The sequence below is a fragment of the Streptomyces sp. NPDC048392 genome (genome assembly GCF_043200575.1).
In the GTDB taxonomy this organism is placed as follows: Bacteria; Actinomycetota; Actinomycetes; order Streptomycetales; family Streptomycetaceae; genus Streptomyces.
The window spans coordinates 20,132-45,073 of record NZ_JBICYB010000037.1; the positions used below are offsets into that span (position 1 = coordinate 20,132).

Here is a 24,942-nt window from a genome sequence, read left to right on the forward strand (position 1 = left end):
AGGAAACGCTGATGACACGGCAACGGCTAAGCCTGTACCAGGCCGCGGGGCAGGCCATGCTGCGCGCCGCGGTCCACACGACCGAACCCGCCATGCCGCCGTGGCCAACACGCACGGCACCCGTGGAAGAGTGGCGCGCGTGGCTGAGCACGGTGTGGTCCGACACCGGCTTCCGCCACACCGTGTCGCAAGCGAGCCCCCATCTGGTGGACCAGGTGCAGGCCATCATCGACGGCCGCACACCGAAGGTGCGCCGGATACGCCGGGCGGCGCTGTCCACCGCCCGCTATGCGATCCGCTACGCACGTCGCTCCACCCCCTACGGCCTGTTCGCCGGCGTCGCCCCGCTCGGCTTCGCCCAGACCACCTCCGTCCACATCGGCGACAAGCACCAGGCCGTGACCCGCCCCGAACCGACCGGACTCGAGGAGATGCTCAGCAACTGGGAGAGCGACGCTGCGCGCATGGCCGACGCCGAGGTCTGCGTCAACACCCTGATCCAACAGCGCGACCAGCACATCCACGTGCCCTCAGAAGGCGACGCCGAGTTCCGCCTCGCCCTCAACCCCGCACTGCGTCTCGTCCTCGATCTGGCCCGATCACCGATCGGGTACAGCCAGTTGTCCGACAAGCTGGCCGCGGAGTTCCCCGCCGTGAGTGACACCGCGCGCCACCATCTGCTCGGTGAACTGCTGCGGGTACGGCTGCTGCGCTCGTCGCTGCGCGCACCCGCCACCGTCGCCGACCCCACGGACGTCCTACCGCCCACGGCGCGCGCTCAGGCAGCTGGCCTGCGGACAGCGTGCGACCTGCGGCTGGACGCCGACGTGCGGCTGCCCGAACAGGTGCTGACCGAAGTGGAAACCGCGGCGACCCTCCTGGCCCGCCTGGTCACCCACCCGACCGGAACACCGACATGGCAGCGATGGATCGAGCGATTCACCGAGCTCTACGGCGAGAACACCATGGTGCCGGTGGACATGGCCACGGACCCTGACCGGGGCGTGGGCTTCCCGGCCGGGTTCCTCACGGCGAGCGAACCGCCCCGGCCGATGTCCCGACGCGACCGGCTGTTGTTGGAGCTGGCCGGCACCGCCGCCGCCGAAGGCAGCCGCACTGTCGCAATGACCGGGGCGATGATCGAGGAACTGGAAGCCGCGGCCGGCAAGAGGCCCCACGATCTGGCACCTCACGTCGAACTTGCTACACAGGTGCACGCCTCCTCCGTCTCGGCTCTGAATCGTGGGGACTTTCGGTTGCGTGTGCTGACCGTCTCCCGCTCGGCCGGATCGATGACCGGCCGGTTCTGGCACCTACTGCCGGGTACGGAGGCGGCGTACGCGAACCTGCCCACCGTCGATCCGGAGGCGGAACTCGCGCAGCTCTCCTTCCACGCTGGACGTGTGCCGGCCGACCTGCTCACCCGCGCGCCGCAGGGCCTGCCCCGCGTCGTCAGCGTCGGCGAATTCCGCCGCCCCGGCCCCAACGTCCTCTTCCCCCGCGACCTGTCGGTCACCGTCGCCGACGGCCGCCCCCAGCTGGTGGAGACCGCGACGGGCAAGCCGCTGGAGCTGCTGGCCCCCACCGCCATCAACTTCCTGTGGAACAACTACACCCCGCCGATGGCCCGCTTCCTCGGCGAGATCAGCCGGGCCGCGTCCCCGCAGGTGACCTGGTTCGACTGGGGCGCCGCCTGGGCCCTGCCCTTCACCCCGGCACTCACCTACCGCCGCACCATCCTCGCCACCGCCCGGTGGAAGATCCGCAGCCGCATACTGCCTGACCGCACCGCGCCACTGCAGCAGTGGGCGGATCAGCTCCACGCCTGGCGGGCCCGGTTCCGGGTGCCGGAACAGGTACTCCTGGCGGAGGACGACCAGCACCTCACCCTTGACCTCACCCGCGACGTCGACCTGGACCTGCTGCGCGCGCACCTGGATGCCAGCCCCGTCGGTATCGCCACCCTGCACGACGCGCCCCCGCTGGACGCCGACGGGTGGATCGGCGGCCGGGCCCACAGCATCGTCGTCCCCCTGGCCAGGCGCTCATGACGACGACCGTGCCCCGTACGCAGGACCTGTCCGAGGGTGCCCTGGGCATGGCCCTGCTCGATATCGAGCGCCGTGACCTGTCCACGGCCCGCCGTCACCTCGCCCAGGCCACCGCCCGGGGCGTGAGCACCGGCAGCAACGCCAGCCTCTTCCACGGCGCACCCGCCCTGGAGTTCGTCCTGGCCCTCGCTAACGGGGTCGGCGACGACGTCCGCGCGGCGGTCGACCGCGTCGTGGACGCCCGGCTCGCCGCCGCCCACCGCCGTCAGGCCGCCGGCCCGCTGCCCCATCTCGCCGAATGGGACCTCATCCGCGGTCTGACCGGGCTCGCCGCGCTGTTGCTGTCCCGCCCCATCGCGCCCCGGCTGCACGACGTTCTCGCCTGCCTCGTCGCGCTCGCCCGCCCCGTCCGCGGTGACGGTCGGATGCTGCCGGGGTGGTGGTCGGCGGCCGGCCCCGGTGGGACCGATATGACTGGCGGGCACGGTAACAACGGCATGGCCCACGGGATCGCGGGGCCCCTGGCCGTGCTCTCTATCGCCCTGCGCGACGGCGTCAGCGTTCCCGGCCAGGAGGAGGCCATCGGCACGTTCGCGATCTGGCTCGACCGGCACGGCACCCACTACTGGTCCATTGCAGCCCACCTGGACGCCGACCAACCGCCCGAGGCGGAGCCGGCCCGCCAGTCCTGGTGCTACGGCCAGACCGGCATCGCCCGCGCGCAACAGCTCGCCGCGCTCGCCCTCGGCGACCCTGCCCGGCGCCAAGCGGCCGAGGACACCGTCGAGACCATCCTGACCGACCCACAGCAGCTCGACCGCATCACCGACTCGACCCTCTGCCACGGCTGGGCCGGGCTGCTGACCCTCACCCGCGCGGTCGCCGCCGACAGCCCCGCGCCAGCCCGCTTCACGCCGATCGTCAAGGACCTGCACCGCCGGCTGGCCGCCGACTGGGAGCACCTGCCCAAACCTGGCTTCCTGGAAGGCCGCGCCGGAGCCCAACTCGCCTTGCACGACACCGGCACCGCCGGCTGGACCCGTGCCCTCCTGCTCACCTGACCCCCACCCTGCCGTCCCGCAAGGAGTTCGCTGCCCATGACCTTCGACGACGAGAACCTGCCCATCCCACCGAACACCTCCTGGTGGCACGCCTCCGTGGCGTTCCCCGACCCGCACCACACCGCTGCACAGGCCCTGGCCACCGCGCTATCCGGACGCCGGTTCCACTTCCTGCGCAAGGACGCCGGCGTGCGCCTGCGCACCGAACAGTCCGCCACCGGTCTGCTGGACCAGCTCGTCGCCGACCGTGTGATCACCGGCTGGACGGGCGGGATCTACGAGCCGGAGACCTATGCGTTCGGCGGCCCCGAGGGCATGCAGGTCGCGCACGACGTGTTCTGCGCCGACAGCCCGGCCGCGCTCGCCGAGACCAGTACCCCCGGCGCCCGCGAGCGCAGCGTGATGCTGCTGTCCGCCATGATCCGCGCGACAGGGCTGGACCCGTTCGAAGTCGGGGACGTCTACGCCCGGTGGGCTGCCCTGCGGCATCCCGTCAACCCGCCCCAGGGGGCCGCGCTGGAGCAGGCCGTCTCCGCGATGCGGCGGCTGATGAACGCGGACGCCGCTCTGCGCCCGCAGCCGGAAGCGGGCTGGGGCGAGCGCGTCGCCGCGTTCGAGGATGCCGGCCGCCGCCTGCGCCGACTCGCCGCCGACGGCCGACTGATACGCGGAATCCGGGGCGTGCTCGCCCAACACGCCATCTTCGCGTTCAACCGCGCGGGCGTACCCGTTGACGCGCAGGCCGCCACCGCGTGGCTCGGCCGTCACGTCGCCTTCTCCACCGGAGAAGGCGCTGACGTGTCTACCCGCAAGTCCGCCCCGGCGGACCCTAACCTCCCTCGAATGGAGACCACCGTGACACCCGTGAACGACCCCACCCAGCTGCGCGAAGCCCTCGCCCAGCGCCTCGTCGACAGCGGCCACCTGCGCAGCCAGGCTGCCATCGACGCGTTCCGCACCACCGACCGGCACGCCTTCCTGCCCGGCGTCGACCTGGAGAGCGCGTACAAGGAGGACGCGGTCCCGATCAAGCACGACGAGCACGGGGAGATGATCTCCTGCATCTCCGCGCCGTCCGTCGTCGCCACCCAGCTCGAACAGCTCGGCGCCCAGCCCGGTCACAAGGTCCTGGAAGCCGGGGCCGCCACCGGATACAACGCAGCCCTCCTCGGCCAGATCGTCTCGCCCGGCGGGCAGGTGTGGACCCTCGACGTCGACGAGGACCTCATCGCCGGCGCGAGCAAGCACCTTGCCGAAGCCGGCGTGCAGAACGCCACCGCGGTGATGGCCGACGGGGCGGCCGGGCTGCCCGAGCACGCCCCCTACGACCGCATCCAATTCACGGTCGGCGCGGGCGACGTCCCGGTCAAGATCCTCGACCAGCTCGCGCCCGACGGGCGCCTGGTCCTGCCGATGCGCATCCGCGGCAGCATCTCCCGCTCCTTCGCCTTCGAACGCGACGGAGACACGTGGAAGACCGTCTCCTGCGAGATGGCCACCTTCGTCCCGCTCCGCAAGGGAGTCTGCGACGACGTGTACACCCTCGTCCCCATGTCCGGCGAGGGCAACGTGCGCCTGGAGACGTTCAGCGAGCAGGACGTCAACCGCGACGCGCTGCGCACGGTTCTCGACGAGCAGCAGAGTAAGATCTACACCGGGGTGAAGTTCCGACAGGGCTCGGCGTGGGAGTGGCTGTACCTGTACCTGGCCTGCGCACTGCCCAACGGCCTGTCCCGCCTGCCGGGCCAACGCCCCGGGTTCACCCCGCACTTCGGGTGGGGCTCCATGGCCGCCCTCGACGGCGAGTCGCTGGCCTACCTGACCATCCGTGAAGGCGAAGACGAGAAGGGCCGGTACTGGGAGGTCGGTGTGATCGGCCACGGCAAGGGCGGAGGCGACCTCGCCGAGCGCGCCGTGACCGAGATCCGCGCCTGGGACGCCAGCGGCGGCAACGACGCCCCCGAGCCGGGCTTCCGGATGGCCGTCGCCGACTCCCGTGACCAGCTGACGGTCGACGAGGCGCGCTTCGTCGTCGACAAGCCCTACAGCCGACTCGCCGTCGACTGGGCGCGCAAGGGCTGAGCCGATGATCCCCGCGATAGCCAGCCGCATCCCCCTGGTCCGCCGCACCAAGGCGCCCGCGCTCCCCTTGGACGAGCGCATCAACCACCTCACCGGGCTGACCGTCGCACCCGCAGGTGCGAGCCACCACGACCTGGTGGCCCGCACCTGCAGCATCCTCAACTACGCCGCACTCATCGCCTCCGACGTCGGCCTGCCCAACCTGGCCACCGACCTGTGCTGGCGCCAGCACCAGGTCTTCGCCGACGCCGGACAGCAGAGCGGGCCGACCGGCGTCATGTCGCTGATGCCACTGGTCAACCTCTCCCGGCTACTGACACGCGACGGCCAAGGCGAGGCAGCCTATGACCTCCTCACCTGCCTCAACCACGCCGCCCGCCAACGAGGAAAGACCGAGATAGACGGCCGCACCATCGACCTGTCCGCGCTGACCAGCACCGAGGCCGATCACCGGCAAGTGTGCCAGGAGCTGTGGGTCACCCTGCTCGTCGACGGCGCCCGCGCCCTCGCACGCATCGGCCGATGGACCGAAGCAGCCGACGCCATGGCCCAGCACCGCGGCATCGGCAACCGGCTCCTCGACGGCCGCCAGATCAAAATCATGGCTCTGATGGAACAAGGACGAAGCCAACAGGCCCTCGACCTGATCGACACCACCCAGCCCACGGAATCCTGGGAGACCCCCATCGGCCTGCTCCTGCGCACCCACTGCCGTCCCGTCGGCGTCCCGGTTGCGCGGGCCGACCTCGAACACACTCTGGACGAAGCCACCGTGCTCCTCGCCCCTCCCGATCCGTCGACCGCCGTGTTCCAGACCCGGGCGGGCCTGACCGCCCTCGAACTGGCCCCCGACGGGCAGTGCGCGGACACGCTGCCCAAAACCATCGCCGAGGTGGCCCGGCTCGACGCCTACGCTGCCCGCGACGTACTGCACCACCCCATCGCCGCGTCCGTCCTGGACGCCGGTTCGACCCACGCGCTCCACGCGGTGATCGCCGCAGCCGGACTGGGATCCGGCGTCCTGCCCGCCCACCACCACCAGGCGCTGAAGGGCGCGGTCGCCCACGCCTCCGCAGAGCTGGAAAGGCTGCTGAAGACCGAACCGGAACCCCGTTAGGAGCGGACGACCGGGAGGAGCTGCCGGATTGTCCACGGCGCGCGGCGGTGTCGGCGTTTCGGCCATTTCCCGCCCGGAGCTGCTCCAAGCCCCGTCAGGGATCCCGCGCCTGCAGGGTTCCCTCACGCAGGCAATAGCGGGCTTTCCAGCACGACCGAATGACGTGTGTTCGATATCGCAGCCGTGTCGTTAGACCTCACGACTCTGCCGCAGTGACCGTCCTAGGGGGAACGATGACCTCGGCCATTACACAGGACCAGCCGCCGCAACCACCGAAAGGGACCACGCCGGAGGACGAACCGCAGGAGGCCAGCGTTCGAGAAGAGGAATATCTCTACCGCGACGAGTCACGCCTCCAGGCCGGCTCTCAGCTGACCTCCCGCACCATGGCGCGCCGCCTGCCCTCGCTCGTGCGCCGCTCGGTACAGATGGCGTGGCGTGTGGACCGCGGCGCGACCATCGGGCTGCTGGTGTGTCAGGTCGGGACAGGCGTCCTCGCAGCTCTCGGCCTCCTGGCGGTCACGGGCACGATCACCGCGCTGATCTCCGCGGGCGACATCACCGAGAGGCTGTGGGATGCCGCCCCGCAGCTGGCCGTGATCGCCGCTGCCACCGGTCTGCGCGCGATGCTGGGGATCGCGGTCGTCTGGCTCACCGGCCGACTGCGCCCAGTGCTCGGTCGGGCCGCGGAAGTGACGATGGTCGAGGCCGCGCTCGGCGCGGAACTGGCCGCCAACAACAAGCCCGGCTACAACGACGCCTACGACATCGCCGACCGCGGCGCCCAGGTCACCCCGGACCTGGTCGAGGAAGCGCAGGACGTCCTCGCAGCCACCGCGACACTCGCGGCCGGCGCCGCCGTTCTGACCGTCCTGCATCCGCTGCTCCTTCCCCTTCTCTTCCTCGCGTGCCTGCCGCAGGCCGCCGCCTACGTCCGCTCCGCCCGCGTCATCTACCTCGCCGGCCTGGAGACCTCCGGCCGGCGCCGGATGCTGAGCAAGCTGCGCTGGCACATGGCCTACATGGAGTCCAGCGAGGAGATGCGGGCCTGTTTGGCCGGTCCCTTCCTGATCGGCCGGTACCGGAAGCTGGCCGCCTCCGTCAACGCGGCGGAACGCCAGGCCGCGAACACCGGTGCCTGGATGGGACTGGCCGGAGCCGTGGCCGGCGGGATTGCCTCGATCGCGGTGTGGGCGGCGCTCCTGTGGCTCCTGGCGTCGGGACAGATGGGCCTGGCGGCCGGAGGCGGCGCCGTCTTCGCCCTCCAGACCGCCACCGGCTCGGTGCGCGGCATCATCAACGGCGGGGCCCGCCTGGTACGCACCGGCTGGTACGTACAGGACTGGCAAGGTTTTCTCGACAACGCCCACGGGCAGGCCATGGCCGACTCCCGTGGCACCGAGACGGTGGCTGCCGCCCCGCAGCGCTTCGAGGTCCGCAACGTCACCTACCGCTACGACGGCGCCCCCAAGGACAGCCTGAGCGACGTCTCCCTGCACGTGAAGCGGGGCGAGATCGTGGCACTGGTCGGAGAGAACGGCTCCGGCAAGTCCACCCTTTCGCGTCTCTTGTGTGGGCTGCTACTGCCCACCGAGGGTGACGTGGCCTGGGACCACGTCTCCACGGCGGACCTCGATCCGTGGCGAGCGTGGAAGCATGTCGCGCTGGTGCCGCAGAAGTTCACGTACCTGCCGCTGACGATGCGCGACAACATCACGTTCGGGCAGGGCGACACCAGCGATGCAGCGCTACTCGCCGCGTGCGAGGCATCCGGCGCCGCGGAGATACTGCCGGGCCTCCGCTCCGGCCTGAACACCCTCCTGACCAGCGAATGGTTCGGCGGGCAGCAGCTCTCCGGCGGGCAGTGGCAGCGCCTCGTTCTTACCCGCGCCTTCCACCGGCAGGCAGCGCTGCTGGTGATGGATGAACCCACGGCCGCCCTCGACGCCCGTGCGGAACACCGGATCTTCTCCGGCCTGCGCGAATTGGCCAAGGACCGATCCATCCTGCTGATCACACACCGGCTCACCAACGTGGCCGTCGCCGACCGAATCGTGGTCCTGGACGAAGGACGAATCGTCCAGGAGGGCACCTATGCCCAGCTCACCCAGGAACCTGGACTTTTCCGCACGCTGTGGGAACTGCAGCGACGGATGAGCGGCGACACCCCCTGACCACCCCGCCCTCGCCAGACCACCGCTCCGCCAGGCAAGTGAACCGACCCGCCGCCGATCCTCCCTGCTCCCCATGCTTCAACCGTCCGACGAACACCGGAAGGAATGCCGTGACGACTTCATCGGCCACCGAAGTCAGCGACGCGAGTGAGCTTCGCCACCAGCTCGTCGAGCAGCTCCGCGCCAGCAACCACATCCGCTCCGCCGCAGTCGAGAGCGCCTTCCGAACCGTGCCCCGGCACGCTTTCGCCCCCGAGGTCCCCCTCCCCTCTGCGTACGCCGACGACATCGTCGCCACCCGGCACCGCGACGACGGAACCACCACCAGCTCCATCTCCGCGCCCTGGCTACAAGCCGACATGCTCGAAGCCGCCCGCATCCAACCCGGCCACCGCGTCCTGGAGATCGGCTCCGGCGGATACAACGCCGCCCTGATCGCCGAACTCGTCGGTCCGACCGGTCACGTCACCACCCTCGACATCGACCCGGTCGTCACCGAGAGAGCCGTCCGCTTCCTGCCCGAGACCGGATACAGCCAGGTAAGTGTGGTCACCGCGGACGCCGAGTATCTGCCCTCCAAGGTGGTGCCGGAGGGCGGATTCGACGCCATCGTGGTCACCGTCGACACCTGGGACCTGCCCTGGATCGACGCCCTGTCCGTCGGCGGCCGACTCGTCGCGCCGCTGCGCCTGCACGGCTACCACTGGGCCATCGGCTTCACCAAGGAGAAGGGGGCGCTGCACAGCGACGAACCGCTCGTCATCTGCGGCTTCGTCGCCATGCAGGGCGACGGCGCCTGGAACCCCAACCGCCGCACCGTCCCCGGCACCGGAGTCCACCTCTCCTGGGAAGACTGCACCCCGCTGTCCGTGGACCAACTCGCCCCCGCCCTCACCCGCGAGCCGACCGTCACCCGTACCAACATCACCGTCGAGGGCCAGGAGCCCTTCGATCTCCTCACGCTCTACCTCGCCGGCGCCCTGCCCGGCTTCTGCCGCCTAGAAGCCGACCCCGACGGCGACCACCAGGTCCTCAACCCTCCGCCCCCGCACTGGCCCGCCGCCGCGATCGTCCGCGGAGCCTCCCTCGCCCGGCTGGCCCATGAGCGCATCGGCGACGGAGACGACGGCAAGGGCCGGTACGAGTTCGTCGTCCAGGGTTACGGCGACCACGGTCACCTCGCCGCGCGGGAGATGGCCGAGCACGTCGAGAGCTGGCAGCGCAACCATCGCGGCGCCCGCTGCCCCCTCATCACCGCCCGCCCGGCAGCCGGCCGTGCTCCGGCGGGCCCGGTCCACGAGCCGCACGTGTTCGCCAAGAAGCACACCCGCGTCACCGTGGACTGGCCGATCTTGCCCGTCAGCACCGCCCGTCCCACCGACCTCGAAAGGAACGACGCCGGATGAACGACGGTGCTTCCTGATCACCGCCTCCCACCCGTGCTGCACGTCCACCCGTCCATAGTCGTGAAAGGCAGAGACCCGTGTCCTCTCCTGTCTCCCCTTCGGATCGCGTCGCTCCGGATGCTGCTCTGCCGGCGGCGCAGTACGCCGCCGCCCGGCACGCTGCCTGGCTAGGCGCAGCCGCGATCATCACCGACGAGGTCGGCCGGGTCCTGCTGGTGCGCCCCACCTACCGCAAGGACGGCACGTGGCTGCTGCCCGGAGGCGTCGTCGAACCCGGCGAACACCCCCACGTCACCTGCCGGCGCGAGATCACTGAGGAACTGGGCCTCGTCCTGCCTCTGTCGGCCGTGCTCGCCGTCCACTCCTTCTCCTCGTACCACCCCGACCTCGCACCCCGCTCGACCAGCCCCGGCGAGGTCCGCTTCGTCTTCGACGCGGGAACCCTTCGCCCGAACCAGGTGGAGGCGATCAGCCTGCCCTATGAGGAGCTGTCCGAGTACGCCTTCCTGGAGACCCGAGACGCAGTACGGCGGCTGCGCCCCGTGGATGCGCAAATCATGCTCGCTGCCTACCGTGCCCGACTCGGGAACACCGCCACCGCCCACCTCGCCGACGGCCAGCACATCCTCGACGTCCCAGCCCTGGACCGGCACGACGTCCACGTCCGCTACCGGCCCCTGTGGGACAGCCCCCTCAACCGCGGCCCCGTGCCCGAGCGGCTCCCCGTACGGCAAGCCTGGGCTTGGTGCTTCGTTCCTGACGGCAGGGTCGTACTTGTGGCCGACCCCGGCCCGCGGGGCGCGCTGCCGATGCTGCCCGGCGGCACCGTGGAGAGCACCGACGCGACGCCCGAGGACACCCTGCGCCGCGAAGCCGCCGAGGAAGCCCAGCTCACCCTGGCCGATCCGGTTCGGCTGGGCTGGGTGCTGGACGAGACCGGCGAGGTCTACGGAGGCGTGGGGCCCAACGCCCGGCTCCGCCTGGCCGCCCGGGTCACCGCCATCAGGCCAGCGGCCGTCGACCCCGCCACCGGACGCCCCTTCGCCCGTCTGATCGCCACCCCCGCCCAGGCAGCCGCCCTGCTGGGCTGGGGCCCGCCCGGAGCGCGACAAGCCCAGCTCGCAATGGAGACGACACGAGATCAGTGGCGCCTGCCCACCGCTCGCCCCGCCGCCATCGAGGAGATCCCTGCGGAGGGGATGCGGCTGAGCTGACCCCACCGACCGCCCCGCCTTGACTCGCCCCGCTCACGCCCCCTCCGAGGTAGCCACATGCCGTTGTCGCACCACCACATCCGCACGACCGTCGATGCCTACCTCGCACGCCACCCCCACGAGCGCGAGCAGCTCGGCGTCCTCCTGGACGCCCTCGACCGGACCGGCGAGGACATCGCCAGCCGCTCGACCTTCACCGGACACGTCACCTGCAGCGCGATCGTCGTCGATCAGCTCGGCCGCGTCCTGCACGTGCTGCACCTGGCCAGCGGGAAGGTACTAGCCCCAGGCGGACACACCGAGCCCACCGACGACTCCCTGGCAGCGGTGGCACTGCGGGAGCTGCACGAGGAGACCGGGATCCCGCCCCGAGCCGTCACCGCGTGGCCCGGCTACGAGACCGTGCCGCTGGACATCGACATCCACGACATCGACGCCCACCCGGGCAAGGGCGAACCCGGCCACCAGCACTTCGCCCTCCGCCTCCTCTTCCGGCTGCATACCTCGACCGAGGTGCCGGTCGTGCTTCAGGAGGACGAAGTCGGCGGCATCGAGTGGCGCCCCGTGGACCGGGTGACCTCACCGACCCTGCGCGAGAAGCTGCTCAAGCTCCCGTTCCAGGTCGAACCGGAGACGGCCAACGCCTCGGCCCTGATCCACAACGACCGCGGCGAGTACCTGCTCCACTTGCGCGACTACTTCCCCGGCCAGATCTGGGAGCCGGGCATGTGGTCCCTTCTGGGCGGCGGCCGAGAGCCCCAGGACGCCACCCTGGAACACACCGTCCGGCGCGAACTTGCCGAGGAAGCCGGCCTCGACCTCACCGACCTGACCCCGTTCGGCACCGAGTACGCCACCGACGACGCCGGCGCGACCGTGCCCATCGCCATCTACGCGGGCCGCTGGAACGGTGATCCGCGCGAACTCCATCTGACCGAAGGGGTAATGCTGGCCTGGTTCGCCCCCTCGGACCTCCACCGCCTGCGCATCGCGGACACCACCAGCGACCTCGTTCGGCGCCACGCCGCCCGCAATCCAGCGATGCGGAGCGGGCCCGAACCCGAGGAGGAGCGTCTGGCTTCGCCGCACGGCACGGTCCCCAACATCATCGGCGTCCACCTCTATCTGGAGCGGCCCGACGGGACGGTGCTGCTCGGACTGCGCCACCCCAACTCCGCGTTCGCGCCGTCCACCTGGCACGTCTTGGCTGGCCACTGCGAGCAGGAGAACGCTATCGCCTGCCTGATCAGGGAGGCCCAGGAGGAGGCCGGCCTGCAGATCGAGCGCCAGGATGTCGAACTCGTCCACGTCGTCCACCACATCGGCAAGCCCAGGAACCCACCCCGCATGGGCCTGTTCTTCCGCGCCCGTACCTGGCGCGGGGAACCGAAGCTGCGCGAGCCGGACAAGTGCCTGCAGTGGAGATTCTGGGACCCGACTGCCCTTCCCGATGACCTCGTCCCCTATACCCGACTGGCTATCGCGAAGATCCAGAGCGGTGAGCTTTACAGCGAGACGGGCTGGCCCGCATGACTGGCACCCCGACCAGCGCACCCAGTCGCATGCCCGCTGCTACAGCGGCCGGGCGCCCGGACACCCGACTCGTGGTGCTTCGCGGGAACTCGGCGTCGGGCAAGTCGAGCGTGGCCCAGGGGCTGCGAGATCACTACGGCCGCGGTGTCGCGATCGTAGGCCAGGACGTGATCCGCCGGAACGTGCTGCGCGAGCACGACACCACGGGCGGCGCCAACATTGCCCTGCTCGGCAGGATCGCCCGCCAGGCCCTGGACGCCGGCTTCCACGTGGTACTCGAAGGGATCCTGTACGCCGACCGCTACGGCCACATGATCACGTCGCTGGTACGGGACCACCGCGGCGTCTCGGCCTGCTACTACCTGGACGTGCCGCTGGAGTCGACGTTGGTACGGCATGCGTCGAAGGCGGACGCCGCGTACCTGGAGCAAGTCACCGACAGCCACCTCACCTCGTGGTACCGGGAGCTGGATCTGCTGCCCGGCGGTCTGGAAGCCGTGGTCCCGGTCGACAGCACGCTGCAGGACACCGTCGCCCGGATCGTGCGCGACGCCGATCTGATCCCTGCCGCCGCCCCGCTACCGCAGTGCAAGCCGTCACAGGGAGACTCTATGAACCCTTTGGTGCTGATGTCCGATCCGCAGGTCGCGGCGATCCCGGTGCGCGAGTGCGGAGAGCCGCTCGTCGACGTGCGCGACCACGACTTCCGCGTCGACCCTCGCAAGCAAGACCCGCTGGGCGCATTCGCCCACGTCCATGAAGGCGTCCTCGCCCGGCTGAAGCATGCCCGTTCGCTCCTGCCCGCCGGCACCGACCTGCTGTTCATCGAGGGCTACCGGCCACTGGCGCTCCAGCAGCGCTATTTCACCGAGTACCGCGATGAGCTGGCCGCCGCCCATCCCGACTGGGCACCTGAGCAGCTGCACCAGGCCGCCAGCCGGTACGTGTCTCCGCCGGAGATCGCGCCGCACTCCGCGGGAGCAGCCGTGGACGTGACCCTCGTCGACCAGGACGGCCACGAACTCGACCTCGGCACCCGCGTCAACGCCTCCCCCGAGGAGAGCAACGGGGCGTGCTTCACGCACGCCTTGAACCTCAGCGACCAGGCACGCCACCAACGCACGCTGCTGCTCAACGCCATGGAGAGCGCGGGCTTTACGAATTATGGGACCGAGTTCTGGCACTTCTCGGCAGCGGACCGGTACGACGCGCTGATGCGCCAGGAGCCTCACGCGCGCTACGGACCGATCGAACTGCCCTAGCACGCCGGCGGACTCTACTTCCCCGCCACCCGCTCCGATCCGCAGACACAGGAGTGCGGCGGCCACCGTTCCACGACCGGTCCGGACGACCGCGACGGACGGACAGCACCGAACGGAGGCACGTATGCCCGACGACGCGCAACAGACGATCCCGGCCGTCCCGAGCCCATCGGCCGGAGACGCACCACCCGAGCACCACATGCACCTGCTCGGGAGGTACTACCGCCACGTGGAAGCCGGTCGTAAGACGATCGAAGTGAGGGTGGCCGCCCCGAACAAGCGCGACATCGGCGTCGGCGACACGGTCGTCTTCCACGACCGGGACACCGGGCGGAAACTCGACGTCATCGTGCAGCGGATCACCCCGTACTCCTCCTTCGAGGACCTGCTCCGCTGGGAGGACACCGCTCGCATCGACCCGGACGGGCCGCCCGGAGAGCTGCTCGCCAACCTCCGCGGCATCTACCCACCGGACGAGGAAGCCCTCGGCGTGCTCGCCCTTGCCTTCGACCACCGCCCCGCCCGGCCCGGCCGCCCCATGCCGATGACAGCCGAGCAGTACGCGCAGACCGTCCCCCACCACACGGTGTACGGCTGCCTGTACATCCGCGACGCGCACGACCGGCCCATCCAGCTCCGCTCGGTCTACGGCTCGAGACTCTGGCAGTTCCCCGGCGGCAACTTGGACGCCCCGGACGAGGACCCGCTGCAGACCGCTCAGCGCGAGGCGGTCGAGGAGACGGGCCTTGAACTCGGTCTGGACGCGCCGAAGCTGCTTCTCACGCACTTCATGCACGCCGGTTCACGCCTGCCGTTGAACAAGGTCGGGCTCATCTTCGACGGAGGTCGGCTGACCGCCGAGCAGCTCGGCCGGATCCGCCTCGACCCCGCCGAGCACGACATGTGGGCCGTCCACGACCTCGCGACTTGGCAGGAGCTGATGGCACCGCTCGCTTTCGCCCGTCTCGACGCCATCGAGCGAGCAAGGCGCGGTGACGGCCCCACCTTCCTGACCACGCACACCTGAACCTTCACCATCCCTATCAGGAGGCAACCGTGCCCGCCGAGGACACCAACACCCGGGCCTGGCAGATCTACGGCCAGCGCCAAATGGCCCGCGCCTACACACCGCCCATCCCCGACCGGCTCGGCTGGACGCCCTGGGAAGGGATCGGACCGGGAGCGGAGGTCCTCGGCGATGTCGCCGGCCGCCGTGTCCTGGACATCGGCTCCGGGGCTGGACACCACGCCGTCCATCTCGCCCAGGCTCACGGAGCCCGCGTCACCGGCATCGAGCTGTCCCCGACCCAGCACGAACGCGCAGTCTCCGCCCACGCGGACGTAGGGGGCGTGGAGTTCGTCCAGGCGGACGTGACCGAGTACCTGGCCGGAGTCGAGCCGTTCGATGCCGCGTACGCGATCGGAACGCTCTCCTTCATTGATCCGCACCGCTCGCTGCCGGCCCTGCGCGATGGCCTGCGCCCCGGCGCACCTCTGATCCTCTCGCTCCTCCACACCGACCTGCACGGCCGCGGTCCGTCCACGGAAGTGGCACCGCGCGAGCAGATGATCCTGCTGCGCGACGACCCGCCCCTGCCGACGCAGATGTGGGTCCTGGCACCGCAGCTGTGGGAGGACCTGCTCACCGAATACGGCTTCCGAGTCGAGGCCATCGAGCTGTTCCCGCACCCCGACGAGAGCGCCTCGGTCATCCAGCAGCTCATCCGCGCCCGGCGCCTTCCCAACCGGCCCGCGCGAGTCTCCAGCCGACCCCGCAGCACCCGAGCGCCGGCCGCCCACGCGGCCGTCGGCGTCGGCGCGATCCTGCTCAGCGAACGGGGCATCCTGCTGGGCCGGCACAGCCGCGGAACACTCGAACTGCCCGGCGGCAGCGTAGAGGCCGGGGAAACCTTCGAAGACGCGGTCATCCGCGAGCTCGCCGAGGAATCCGGTCTGGTCGCTCGGCGCGGCGACGTGAGACTCCTGGGCACGCTTGTCGACCACGTCGAAGGTGTCCTGCGGATCACCGTCGGCGCGCTCGTCCACGCCTGGCAAGGACAACCGGCCACGCAGCCGGAGGAGAGCGTCGGCGACTGGGCGTGGTATCCGCTCGATCAGCTCCCCGACGGCCTGTTCGTCTGCAGCGCCCAGATCCTCACCTCTTGGCGGCCCAGCCTGCCCATCGACCACCCGCCGGCGCACTTCACCACCTTCGCCCCAGCCGAGTAGTCGGTGCACTAGCACAACGGCCGACACCGATGATCTGCCGCGACACGAGGTAGGTGCCGCGCTCCTGTAGCAACACACACCACTCAAGATCAAGTTGGAGTCCTCCATGCCACATCTCTCCATGCGCCGGCCCATATCCTCGGACGGCGCCGTCGGCACCGGCCGATTGCATGATCTGGAGCAGACCGCCCTGCGCCACAAAGTCCCCGTCGAGGACGTGCTGCTGATCGCCGTCAACCTGTACGGGATCACTTCGGCCCAGGACCGTCACCGGGCCAGGGTCAACCTCCGCCTCGTGCGCCGCCCCGACGTTGCCTGGCAGATCATCGTTCCGCTGAACCAGCCGGCCAGCCCGTTCCGGCTCCGGGGTGACGAGCTGTCGCTGAACGGCGAGGTGGTCGCACACGTCGAGCGCATCGATGCCGACGAGGCGGTCGGAGGGTACTTCCGAAACGAGGGGCGTGCCGCGACCCTCAATCCCAACGCCCGCAGCCGGTGCGTCGGGTGCGGCTGGTGCCCGAACACCCTGGAGGCCGCCGCCGACCCGAGGATGCAGGAGGACCAGGGGCTCGACGCTCTGCTGCGGGCCCTCGGCGAGCAGCACCCCCGCCGCAACCTGGCCGAGTTGGAGGAGGTCACCGTCTCCACCGGTTGCTTCGAGCGCGAGGGGGCCGCCGTCGCGCACTTGACCGCCTTACGCCCCGCTCTGCAGCGGGCCGGTGTCACGGCTCGGATCGGCTTCCTCACCTCCGTGCTGCGCACCGACGAGGCGTTCGAGACCATCGCATCGCAGGTCTCGCCGTTCGTGCTCAGGCTGACGACCGAGCACTTCACCCGGCGCGAGGCCCTGATGAAAGCGACTAAAGCCGACCTTGGCCCCGAGCAGATGCCGCGCCTGCTGACGCGGGCGCGGAAGGCAGGGCTGGACACCTCGTACACGTACATCGTCGGCCTGGACCCGATGGAGGACCTCATGCGCGGGGTGAACGAGCTGGCGGGTGAGGTCACGGCGTTCCCGAACGTCCAGGTCTTCCAGGCACACACAGTGATCATGCAGGGGATGCGGACGCCGGGCGCGGAGAGCCTGAAGTACTACCTGCAGGCACGTACGGTGATCGAGCGGGCCATGGCGAAGACTGGGCTGCAGCCGGTGGGCTGGGAGTGCTACCGACCGCTGTGGTACTTCACCTACGCGGGAGAGGACCTCGTCGATGGGCCTCGCTGACCCGGCCATCGACCGGGTGAGGGTCGAGCGCCTCGACGAAAACGTGGCGGGCCCGTGGGAGGGCGGCGACAGCCAGTTCGCGGTGGTGGTCGAGTCCGGCGGGGTGGCCGGCGTGTTCGCTCCGGTCGACGAGCTGCCCGCCGCCTTGGTAGCCACCCGGCTCGGGCAGAGCGCTCTGCACCACCCGGTGGTCGACCACGACGGTCTGCTGCGCAGACTCCTGGCCGAACTCGGTCCGCACGCGGCGGGGCTCGGACGCTGGGCGGTCGGGGCGCTGGATTGCGCGGTATGGGACCTGCACGGGCACCTCGCCGGCCTCCCGGTCGCGGCCCTGCTCAGCGAGAGTCCCGCACGGCAGGTGCCTGTCTACGCCTCCTGGCTCTCCCTGGACCTGAACGCGGATTCGGCCATCGAGTCGGTCAAGGCCACCGCTGGCCAGGGGTTCGCCTTCACCAAATGGGCGCTGCGCGAGGCAGAAGCCGACGAATTGGCACTGCTGGCAGAACGGGCGGCGAAGTGGGCGGGTCAGAGCGTGGCGGTGGACGCCCTGGGCACATGGGGCCCCACACGGTCCAGGGAAGTTGCACGACGACTCATCCCGGAGGCCGTGCGCTGGGTGGAGGACCCGCTCCCCCGGACCGATCTGGCCGCTTACACACTTCTGCGCAGGCAGACGAAAGGTCTACCGGTCGCGGTGGGCGAGCGGCTGTCCTGCCTGGAGGAGGTCGCAGTCCTGCTGAGGCGATGCCGACCGGAGGCGTTCACGTTCGACGCGGTGTGGTGCGGCGGCATCACCGAAGCGCGGGACTGGGTGGGCGTCGCTCACGATGCCGGGGTGCCCGTCCATCTGCACGGGCGGGCGTTCCTTCCCGCCGTGCACCTGGCCGCAGCCTTCCCTCACGCGGCGGGCGCGGTGGAGTACCAGGTGGTGTGGGAGCCACGCCGGCAGCGGACGCTGCGCGGCACGCTCCGGCCGGAGGGCGGGCATGTGGCTCTTCCCGACCGGCCCGGTCTCGGGATGGAGGTGCGCTGGTAATGCCTAGGCACACAGGTGAGTTAGTGGTCCGCGGACGACTGGAGCGGCGCGAAGGAGCCGTCCTGCTCGTCGTGGACGAGCGGCTGAGCGGACACGACACTTTCCTGTCGACAACTCTTCGCCTCGACCAGCCGGTGCGCCTGCCCGACCTCCCTGTCCGGATCCTCACGTTCGACGACATCACCGTTCTGGCACCCCTCGTCCCCGTCCTGCCCCAGTCGCAGGACGGGGAGGAGTGGGGCGGTACCTTGCTGATTCCGCACGGCGCCCGCCCGCCGACGATCCCCGACGACCTCGCCCAGGCTGCTGCCGAGGCCGGTGTCGACACCAGCGGCTGGTCGCCGGCCGAAGCCCGGCACCTGCTGACCTTCCTTAGCGAAGCTGGCTCCGGGCCAGTGCGCACCGAGCGGATCGGCCTGATCATCGCGGCTCTGGCGGGTCTATCGTGAACGTGGGTGGGGTGCGGCTGGTGAGCCTCGATGTCGGATACACCCTGGGCGAGCCGTCAGGGACAACGCTGACGCAGCGCCTGGTGGAGCTGTCCCCGCTCCCGGCCCGTGAGGCGAAGCGGGCCGCCCAGCGAATCCTGCACGCCCTGGACCCGCGCCGTGATGCGGCGGGGCCGCAGACGGTGTGCGCCGCTCTGGGTCTCGCGCCGTCTGCCTTCCCCCACGACCACCGCCCGCCTCACTTCGCTCTGTGGCCCGGCGCGGTTGTGGCGGTGGCACGGATCGCGCAGGTCGTGCCGGTGGTCACCCTGTCGAACGTGAGCCACTGGGACGAGCGGGAGACCGACGTCGCCGCCCTTCTCGCCCCGCACCTCCGGGCCCACCACCCCTCGTGGCAGCTCGGGTTCGCCAAGCCCGACCCACGCGCTGTGCAGACTGTTGCCTCGCTGCACGGCCGGGATCCCGCAGAGGTGCTGCACGTCGGCGACAGCCTCGACTACGACGTGCGCGGTGCCCTTGCCGCCGGAGCCCAGGCTCTGTGGATTACCCCGCACCCGCCGTCGGCCGAAGCCCTCCGGCTGCTGGCCGAGCACCCCGGGCGGGTCACGGTCGTACCGGACCTCGCCCGCGCGGTCGGGCACATAGAGCAGACAGTCCTTCCGCCAACCCACACGATCAGGAGCATCATCCCGTGAGCCAGTTCGACGCCACCGCCCCGTTCTACGCCGCTTACCGGCCCGGCATCCCGAAGGAGGCCGTCGAGCTGCTCGCGCGGCGGGTGGCCGGCAAGGAACACCGAGCCCTGCTCGACCTCGGGTCCGGCACCGGACAGGTCCCCCTCGCCCTGGCCGGGACGGTGACGGAGATCGACGTCGTCGAGCAGGACGCGGGCATGCTCGCCGAGGCAGACAAGGCGCTCGCCGGGCTGCCGGTCACCGTCCGCCTGCACAACGCCTCGGCCGAGCAATTCACCCCGCTCTCCTCCACCCGGGCCGATCTCGTCACGGTCTGCCGCGCGTTCCACTGGATGGACCAGGAGGTGGTGCTGTCGCGTCTGGAGGGCATGACCGCGCCGGACGCGACCGTCGCCGTCATGGGCGACGGCAGCCTGTGGACCGCACGCACCGAGTGGACCGACGCCCTGCGCGCCCTGATCCAGGAGTACCTGGGCGAGAAGCGGCGAGCCGGAGTGGGCAAGAAGTACGAGGCACACGACCGGCCATACAGCGAGATCCTCGCCGAGTCCGCCTTCGGCCAGGTCGAGGAGCACACCATCGCCGTCGAGCGAGAGTGGACCACCGACACCGTGATCGGCTACCTGTACTCGACTTCCTTCGCCGCCCGGCCGCTGTTCGGCGAGCGAGTCGAGGACTTCGAGCGCCGTGCCCGAGCTCTGCTCGACGAGCACACCGCCGCAGGCGGGCTGATCGAGCACGCCTCCTTCCAGGTCGTCCTCGGCCGACGCGGCTAACCCGCTCCTCCCTCTTCGCCGGGGCGGCCCCTCTCCCCGCCCCGGCTCTCTGCCCCGTCCCTCCGGAAGGAGAACCACCATGCCCCGACCTCTGACGTGGAGCGACGACGAGCGGCGCCAGTTCATCGACGACGGCGTCCTCATACGCCGTGGCCTGGTCCACGGCGTAGTCCTGTCCCGGGCCCGTGACCTCGTCAGCGACTGGTTAGCCGAGGCGTACGACCCCGCGCGGCTCACCGCCTACACCGAACGCAGCTTCGCCCCCGAGCTGGAGGAGCACCCCGACCTCCTCACCGTCTACCAGCACAGCGGCCTGGCGGAGCTAGCCGGGGATCTCCTGCGGCCCGCGAGGACCGCCCCGGTCACCCGGGCGCAGATCCAGATCCGGCTGCCCCACGGCGCGCAGCAGCCCGTGAAGCGAATGCACGTCGACGGCGTCTCCTGCCCCCACCTGGAACCCCGCGACCTGCGCACGTTCACCTTCATCGTCGGCGTCGTCCTGGACGGCAGCGCCACTGCGGACGCCGGCGCTCTGCACTACGTGCCCGGCGGGCACCACCAGATGGCCCGGTATTTCGCCACGGACTGGGCCCTGGGGCAGCCGGCACAGACCCCCGACGACATCGACGCCCAGGACGGCACCGCCTTCACCGCCGAGCCCGGCGACGTGGTCACGATGCACCACCTCGTCCCGCACCATGTCGGCATCAACACCAGCAGCACCCCGAGGGTGATGGCGTACTTCCGCGTCCACCACGCCCAGCACACCGACCTCGCCCTGCGTGCCCTGTCGGACCCGTGGCTGGAGTACCCGGCGCTCGCCGCCCTCACCCGCCCCGGCACCGCGTGAAAGGGCCGAGCATCGTGGACGTCCTCACGCCCGACCAACTCCCCGACGCCGCCCGGCTCCTGGCCGCCGGGCAGGTGGTCGCCGTGCCCACCCCCCGCTGGTACATGCTGTGTGTCCGCGCCGCCGACCCGACCGCCACGAACGCTGTCTTCCGCGCCAAGCAACGCCCGACCGCCAAGCCGCTGCTGCTCCTGCTCGACTCCCCGGACACGGCCGAGGCTCTGTTCGACCTGAGCGACGACGCCCGTCTGCTGGCTTGCGGCCTGTGGCCGGGGGACCTCGCGCTGCGTCTTCCGTGGAAGCCGGGGGTGGAGCCCATCGCGGCGGTGGGCTCCCCGGCGCTCGTCGGATGCCCCGACGGGGTCCTGGGCCAGTTGGTTCCCCTGGCCGGCGAGCCGCTGGCCGCCGCCGTATGCAGCATCTCCACCCCCGCCGCCGGCGACGAGGACCATCCGGCGCTCACAGTCGGCCAGGTCGCCGCCTTCGAACGGGCCACGGGGGCCGGTATCGCCGCGGTCGTCGACGGCGGGATCTGCCCGCACGGCCGGCACATGACCATCGTCGACTGCCCTATGGGCACCGCCGCGCGCTTGGAGCGGGAGGGCACCGTTCACGCCCGCACCGTCGAAGCCGCTCTCGCCCCGGCTGGAGGACCGCATGTGGGCTGACCTCGCCCGCCGGACGAACCGCCTAGTGCCCGACGCTTCGGTGGCCGCCGTCGCCGACGCGCTCGACTACCTCTGTCTCGCCCAGCTCTACCTGCGCGACAACCCGCTCCTGGCCCGGCCCCTGATTCCGGGCGACGTCAAGACGCGACCGGCCGGCCACTGGGGGGTGTGCCCGCCCACCAACCGGATGCTCGCCGCCCTGGGCCCGCTCCAGGCGGCCGTCCCCGACGGCTACGAGCTGCACGTCCTGCACGGCGCCGGGCACGCCGGGCCCTCCGCCCTCGCCCACGCCTACCTCACCGGCCGACTCGGCCATGCCCATCCTCACCTGCGCCAGGACGCGGCCGGGCTGCGCGAACTCCTCACGGGTTTCCCCCTGCCCGGCGTCGGCGGGGAGATCACCCCGATGATCCCCGGCCACCTGCACACCGGAGGCCAGCTCGGTCCCGCCCTCGCGATCGGACAAGGCACGGTCCTCGACGCGCCCCACCGGCTGTCGTTGGTCCTGATCGGCGACGGAGAATGCGAGACCGGGACGACCGCCGCCTCGTGGCTCGCCACCCGCGCGCTGCACGGTACGGGCGACCACGGCACAGTCCTTCCCGTCGTCCTGCTCAACGGGATGCGCATGGGCGGACCGAGCGTGCTGGCCACCCTGGGCCGCGCCGAACTCACCGCCTATTTCACCGGCCTTGGCCACCGGCCCGTCTACAGCGACGGGCTCGACATCGGCCAGCTCCGCCAGGCGGTAGCCGAAGCACTCGGCGCCGCCCAGCCCTTGGGCATTCCGGGGCCCTCCAGCGTCCTGGTGCTCACCCTGGACAAGGGCCACGGCGTCCCCGCCCGCCTCGCAGGCACCCCGGCGGTCCACAAGACGCCGCTGCATAACCCAGCCGGTGTGCCCGCCGAGTTCGACGCGCTCGCCGACTGGCTGGCCTCGTACCAGCCCGCCCAGCTCCTCACCTCCAGCGGCCGGCCCCGGCCGCATCTGCTGCCCGCGCTGCCGCTGCCCCGGCCCAAGCCCGACTGCCTCCCGGCACCGCGCGGCTGCGTCGCCGCCTCCGCCCAGGTCGCCGCCCGCGCCGCCGGGCGCCCGTTCGCGCAGGTGGTCCCCGAGGTCCTGCGGGCCCGCGCCGAGCAGGGACCGTTCCGCGTGTTCAGCCCCGACGAGCTGGCCTCCAACCGCCTCGACCTCGCCGACGAGCACGGACGCCCGGTGCCGTGGGCGGTGGAAGTGCTCAGCGAGGAGCTGTGCCACGCCTGGGCCCAGGGCTACACGGAGACCGGCCGGCACGCCCTCGTCGCCACCTACGAGGCGTTCGCGCCGATCACCCTCAGCCTCATCCAGCAGCAGCTCAAGCACCGGTCCGTGCGCCGTCACGCCGGGCTCGCCCCGCTGCCCAGCCTGGTCTACCTGCTGACCAGCCTGGGCTGGCACAACACGTTCACCCATCAAAACCCCAGCCTGACTACGGCACTTCTGGCCGGCGGCGACCCCACGCTTCACGTCCTCACCCCCGCCGACTCCGGGCGCGCCGCCGCCGCCCTCACCTTCGCCCTGCGCAAGCTCGGCCGGTGCACGATCGTCGTCGCCGGCAAGCACACGGTCGTCCACCACCCGCTGGAGACCCTCGACGAGGAACTGCGGCACGGCATCGCGATCTGGCCCCATCTGACCCACCCCGGCCCCGGAGAGCCCGACCTGATCCTCGCCTCCGCCGGCGACCTGCCCGCCGAGGCCCTGACCACCCTCGCTCAGCGGCTGCGCGCCGAACGCCCCGGCCTGCGCCTGCGGTACGTCCACGTCCACGACCTCACGGTCCTCGCCGAGGACGGCGCCCGCCCTCTCGCCCTCGCCCCGGAGGCGTTCGCCCGCCACTTCGGCACCCGGGCACCGATCGTCCTGGCCACCAGCGGGCACCCGGCCGACATCCACGCCCTCCTCGGACGCCGCCACCCCGGGCCCCGGCTTACCGTCCTCGGCTACCGCGACCCCGGCCACCCCGTCTCCCAGACCCGTCTCCTCCAGCTCTGCGGCCTCGACGACCCCGGCCTGTGGCAGTTCGCCACCACCCTCACCGACCTCCCGAAGGAGATACCGGCATGAGCGCCCCGCTCCCACCCGTCACCCCCGACGCCGGCACCATCGACACGTTCGAACGCGACGGGTACGCGATCGTCCGCGACGCGATCACCCCGGACCTGCGCGACCGGCTCCTGACCGCCGCCGAGCGGCTACTGGCCAGCGCCATCACCCAGGGCCGCGACCGAGGAGGCGACGGCAAGGACGGCTTCCGCGGATGCCTCAACCTCGACTGTGCCTTCCTCCCGCTCCTCGCCAACGCGGCCGTCCTGCCCACCGTCGTCCAGCTCCTCAGCCCGAACATCCACCTATTGTCGGCCCACCTCATCGCCCTGCCCAGCGGTCCGCCCCGCACTATCCGCATCCCCGAGCGCCACGGATGGCACCGCGACATGTACGGCGTCACCGCCGACCTCGGCTTCCCCCACACCCCCCGCATGGCGATCAAGGCCGCCTACTACCTCACCCCCGTCGCCCCCGACTGCGGGCTGACCATGTTCCTCCCCGGCAGCCACCGCCTCACCGAGGAACCCGTCGTCCCCGCTGGCGCCATCGACCCGCCCAGCGCTATTACGCCTGACATCGCCGGAACCGACGCCGTCCTGTTCGAGAACCGGACCTGGCACACCGGAGGCATCAACCTCTCCGGCCGCTCCCGCCTCGCCCTCATGCTCCAGTACGGATACCGCTGGCTCCACCCCGTCGACGACCCCGCCACCCATCTCCAGAGGGACCCCGCCCTCACCCCCATCGAGCAGCAGCTCCTCGGCCTACCCGACCGCCGCCCGGACGGATCACTCGCCAAGGGCAGCGGAGCCGCTCCCATCCGCTCCTGGTGGGAGACCGCCGAGGGGCGAGTCGGCGAACTCATCGCCGTGGGCCAGCTCCTGTAAGTCGCCCAACGTGGCGGCCACCCGGAACTGGCGCCCCCGCGCCAACACCACGCCCAGCACCCCACCGGAGTAACCGTTCCCGGACCTTGAGCCGCAAAGGACCAAGCGCCTGCCTCGGCGCTTCAGACCGGCGAAGCT

20 protein-coding genes are annotated in these 24,942 nt (G+C 71.1%); all 20 read left to right on the top strand.

The features are described from left to right. Nucleotides 1-11: 11 nt before the first annotated feature. The 20 genes from ACGFYH_RS31650 (at nucleotide 12) to ACGFYH_RS31745 (ending at nucleotide 24,804) form a co-directional block, all read left to right on the top strand. Nucleotides 12-2,051 carry a lantibiotic dehydratase family protein gene (locus tag ACGFYH_RS31650; protein ID WP_393806607.1) on the top strand — a complete coding sequence of 680 codons (2,040 nt, stop codon included), beginning with the start codon at nucleotides 12-14 and terminating at the stop codon, nucleotides 2,049-2,051. Further along, nucleotides 2,048-3,112: a lanthionine synthetase C family protein gene (locus ACGFYH_RS31655; RefSeq protein ID WP_393806608.1), complete on the top strand. Its 1,065-nt coding sequence runs from the start codon at nucleotides 2,048-2,050 to the stop codon at nucleotides 3,110-3,112. Before ACGFYH_RS31650 ends, ACGFYH_RS31655 begins: the two co-directional genes overlap by 4 nt. Before the next feature lie 36 nt (nucleotides 3,113-3,148). Next, nucleotides 3,149-5,194: a methyltransferase, FxLD system gene (fxlM, locus tag ACGFYH_RS31660; RefSeq protein ID WP_393806609.1), complete on the top strand. Its 2,046-nt coding sequence runs from the start codon at nucleotides 3,149-3,151 to the stop codon at nucleotides 5,192-5,194. Nucleotides 5,195-5,198: 4 nt separating this feature from the next. Then, nucleotides 5,199-6,311, top strand: coding sequence for a hypothetical protein (locus ACGFYH_RS31665; RefSeq protein ID WP_393806610.1), 1,113 nt, complete (start codon nucleotides 5,199-5,201; stop codon nucleotides 6,309-6,311). A gap of 233 nt (nucleotides 6,312-6,544) precedes the next feature. Then, nucleotides 6,545-8,485, top strand: coding sequence for an ATP-binding cassette domain-containing protein (locus tag ACGFYH_RS31670; protein WP_393806611.1), 1,941 nt, complete (start codon nucleotides 6,545-6,547; stop codon nucleotides 8,483-8,485). Nucleotides 8,486-8,595: 110 nt separating this feature from the next. Further along, complete coding sequence (gene fxlM / locus ACGFYH_RS31675; protein WP_393806612.1) at nucleotides 8,596-9,891, top strand: methyltransferase, FxLD system; 1,296 nt, start codon at nucleotides 8,596-8,598, stop codon at nucleotides 9,889-9,891. A gap of 77 nt (nucleotides 9,892-9,968) precedes the next feature. Beyond that, nucleotides 9,969-11,105 (top strand): NUDIX domain-containing protein, encoded by a 1,137-nt coding sequence (locus ACGFYH_RS31680; RefSeq protein WP_393806613.1) that lies wholly within the window; start codon nucleotides 9,969-9,971, stop codon nucleotides 11,103-11,105. A gap of 57 nt (nucleotides 11,106-11,162) precedes the next feature. Next, a complete protein-coding gene (locus tag ACGFYH_RS31685) occupies nucleotides 11,163-12,638 on the top strand; it encodes an NUDIX domain-containing protein (protein WP_393806614.1) in 1,476 nt (491 codons plus the stop codon). A gap of 71 nt (nucleotides 12,639-12,709) precedes the next feature. Then, entirely contained in the window at nucleotides 12,710-13,900 is a 1,191-nt protein-coding gene (locus ACGFYH_RS31690; RefSeq protein WP_393806615.1) for a M15 family metallopeptidase, read from the top strand. 124 nt (nucleotides 13,901-14,024) lie between these two features. Next, entirely contained in the window at nucleotides 14,025-14,927 is a 903-nt protein-coding gene (locus ACGFYH_RS31695) for an NUDIX domain-containing protein (protein WP_393806616.1), read from the top strand. Between the two features lie 29 nt (nucleotides 14,928-14,956). Beyond that, nucleotides 14,957-16,129 carry an NUDIX domain-containing protein gene (locus ACGFYH_RS31700; protein ID WP_393806617.1) on the top strand — a complete coding sequence of 391 codons (1,173 nt, stop codon included), beginning with the start codon at nucleotides 14,957-14,959 and terminating at the stop codon, nucleotides 16,127-16,129. 106 nt (nucleotides 16,130-16,235) lie between these two features. After that, nucleotides 16,236-17,354: a hypothetical protein gene (locus ACGFYH_RS31705; protein ID WP_393806618.1), complete on the top strand. Its 1,119-nt coding sequence runs from the start codon at nucleotides 16,236-16,238 to the stop codon at nucleotides 17,352-17,354. Continuing rightward, nucleotides 17,341-18,390, top strand: a complete 1,050-nt coding sequence (locus ACGFYH_RS31710; RefSeq protein WP_393806619.1) for an enolase C-terminal domain-like protein — start codon at nucleotides 17,341-17,343, stop codon at nucleotides 18,388-18,390. The genes ACGFYH_RS31705 and ACGFYH_RS31710 overlap by 14 nt, the downstream gene beginning before the upstream one ends. A 71-nt stretch (nucleotides 18,391-18,461) precedes the next feature. Then, nucleotides 18,462-18,839, top strand: a complete 378-nt coding sequence (locus ACGFYH_RS31715; RefSeq protein ID WP_393806620.1) for a hypothetical protein — start codon at nucleotides 18,462-18,464, stop codon at nucleotides 18,837-18,839. 20 nt (nucleotides 18,840-18,859) lie between these two features. Then, the gene (locus tag ACGFYH_RS31720) at nucleotides 18,860-19,534 is read left to right on the top strand and encodes an HAD family hydrolase (RefSeq protein WP_393806621.1); all 675 of its coding nucleotides are present in this window, start codon (nucleotides 18,860-18,862) and stop codon (nucleotides 19,532-19,534) included. Next, on the top strand, nucleotides 19,531-20,310 hold the full coding sequence (locus tag ACGFYH_RS31725; protein ID WP_097921463.1) for a class I SAM-dependent methyltransferase: 780 nt from the start codon (nucleotides 19,531-19,533) through the stop codon (nucleotides 20,308-20,310). The genes ACGFYH_RS31720 and ACGFYH_RS31725 overlap by 4 nt, the downstream gene beginning before the upstream one ends. A 79-nt stretch (nucleotides 20,311-20,389) precedes the next feature. Then, nucleotides 20,390-21,160, top strand: a complete 771-nt coding sequence (locus ACGFYH_RS31730) for a phytanoyl-CoA dioxygenase family protein (RefSeq protein ID WP_393806622.1) — start codon at nucleotides 20,390-20,392, stop codon at nucleotides 21,158-21,160. A 14-nt stretch (nucleotides 21,161-21,174) separates the two neighbouring features. Next, a complete protein-coding gene (locus tag ACGFYH_RS31735; RefSeq protein WP_393806623.1) occupies nucleotides 21,175-21,828 on the top strand; it encodes an L-threonylcarbamoyladenylate synthase in 654 nt (217 codons plus the stop codon). Then, entirely contained in the window at nucleotides 21,818-23,935 is a 2,118-nt protein-coding gene (locus tag ACGFYH_RS31740) for a phosphoketolase (protein WP_393806624.1), read from the top strand. The genes ACGFYH_RS31735 and ACGFYH_RS31740 overlap by 11 nt, the downstream gene beginning before the upstream one ends. Next, nucleotides 23,932-24,804 (top strand): phytanoyl-CoA dioxygenase family protein, encoded by an 873-nt coding sequence (locus ACGFYH_RS31745; RefSeq protein WP_393806625.1) that lies wholly within the window; start codon nucleotides 23,932-23,934, stop codon nucleotides 24,802-24,804. Before ACGFYH_RS31740 ends, ACGFYH_RS31745 begins: the two co-directional genes overlap by 4 nt. Nucleotides 24,805-24,942 lie beyond the last annotated feature (138 nt).

Bases quoted from the DNA above. Each gene is read 5' to 3' on its own strand.
- ACGFYH_RS31670 (WP_393806611.1), top strand. From the start codon at position 6,545: ATGACCTCGGCCATTACACAGGACCAGCCGCCGCAACCACCGAAAGGG.
- ACGFYH_RS31685 (WP_393806614.1), top strand. From the start codon at position 11,163: ATGCCGTTGTCGCACCACCACATCCGCACGACCGTCGATGCCTACCTC.
- ACGFYH_RS31730 (WP_393806622.1), top strand. From the start codon at position 20,390: ATGCCCCGACCTCTGACGTGGAGCGACGACGAGCGGCGCCAGTTCATC.
- fxlM (WP_393806609.1), top strand. From the start codon at position 3,149: ATGACCTTCGACGACGAGAACCTGCCCATCCCACCGAACACCTCCTGG.
- ACGFYH_RS31695 (WP_393806616.1), top strand. From the start codon at position 14,025: ATGCCCGACGACGCGCAACAGACGATCCCGGCCGTCCCGAGCCCATCG.
- ACGFYH_RS31665 (WP_393806610.1), top strand. From the start codon at position 5,199: ATGATCCCCGCGATAGCCAGCCGCATCCCCCTGGTCCGCCGCACCAAG.
- ACGFYH_RS31740 (WP_393806624.1), top strand. From the start codon at position 21,818: ATGTGGGCTGACCTCGCCCGCCGGACGAACCGCCTAGTGCCCGACGCT.
- ACGFYH_RS31710 (WP_393806619.1), top strand. From the start codon at position 17,341: ATGGGCCTCGCTGACCCGGCCATCGACCGGGTGAGGGTCGAGCGCCTC.
- ACGFYH_RS31705 (WP_393806618.1), top strand. From the start codon at position 16,236: ATGCCACATCTCTCCATGCGCCGGCCCATATCCTCGGACGGCGCCGTC.
- ACGFYH_RS31650 (WP_393806607.1), top strand. From the start codon at position 12: ATGACACGGCAACGGCTAAGCCTGTACCAGGCCGCGGGGCAGGCCATG.
- ACGFYH_RS31745 (WP_393806625.1), top strand. From the start codon at position 23,932: ATGAGCGCCCCGCTCCCACCCGTCACCCCCGACGCCGGCACCATCGAC.
- ACGFYH_RS31655 (WP_393806608.1), top strand. From the start codon at position 2,048: ATGACGACGACCGTGCCCCGTACGCAGGACCTGTCCGAGGGTGCCCTG.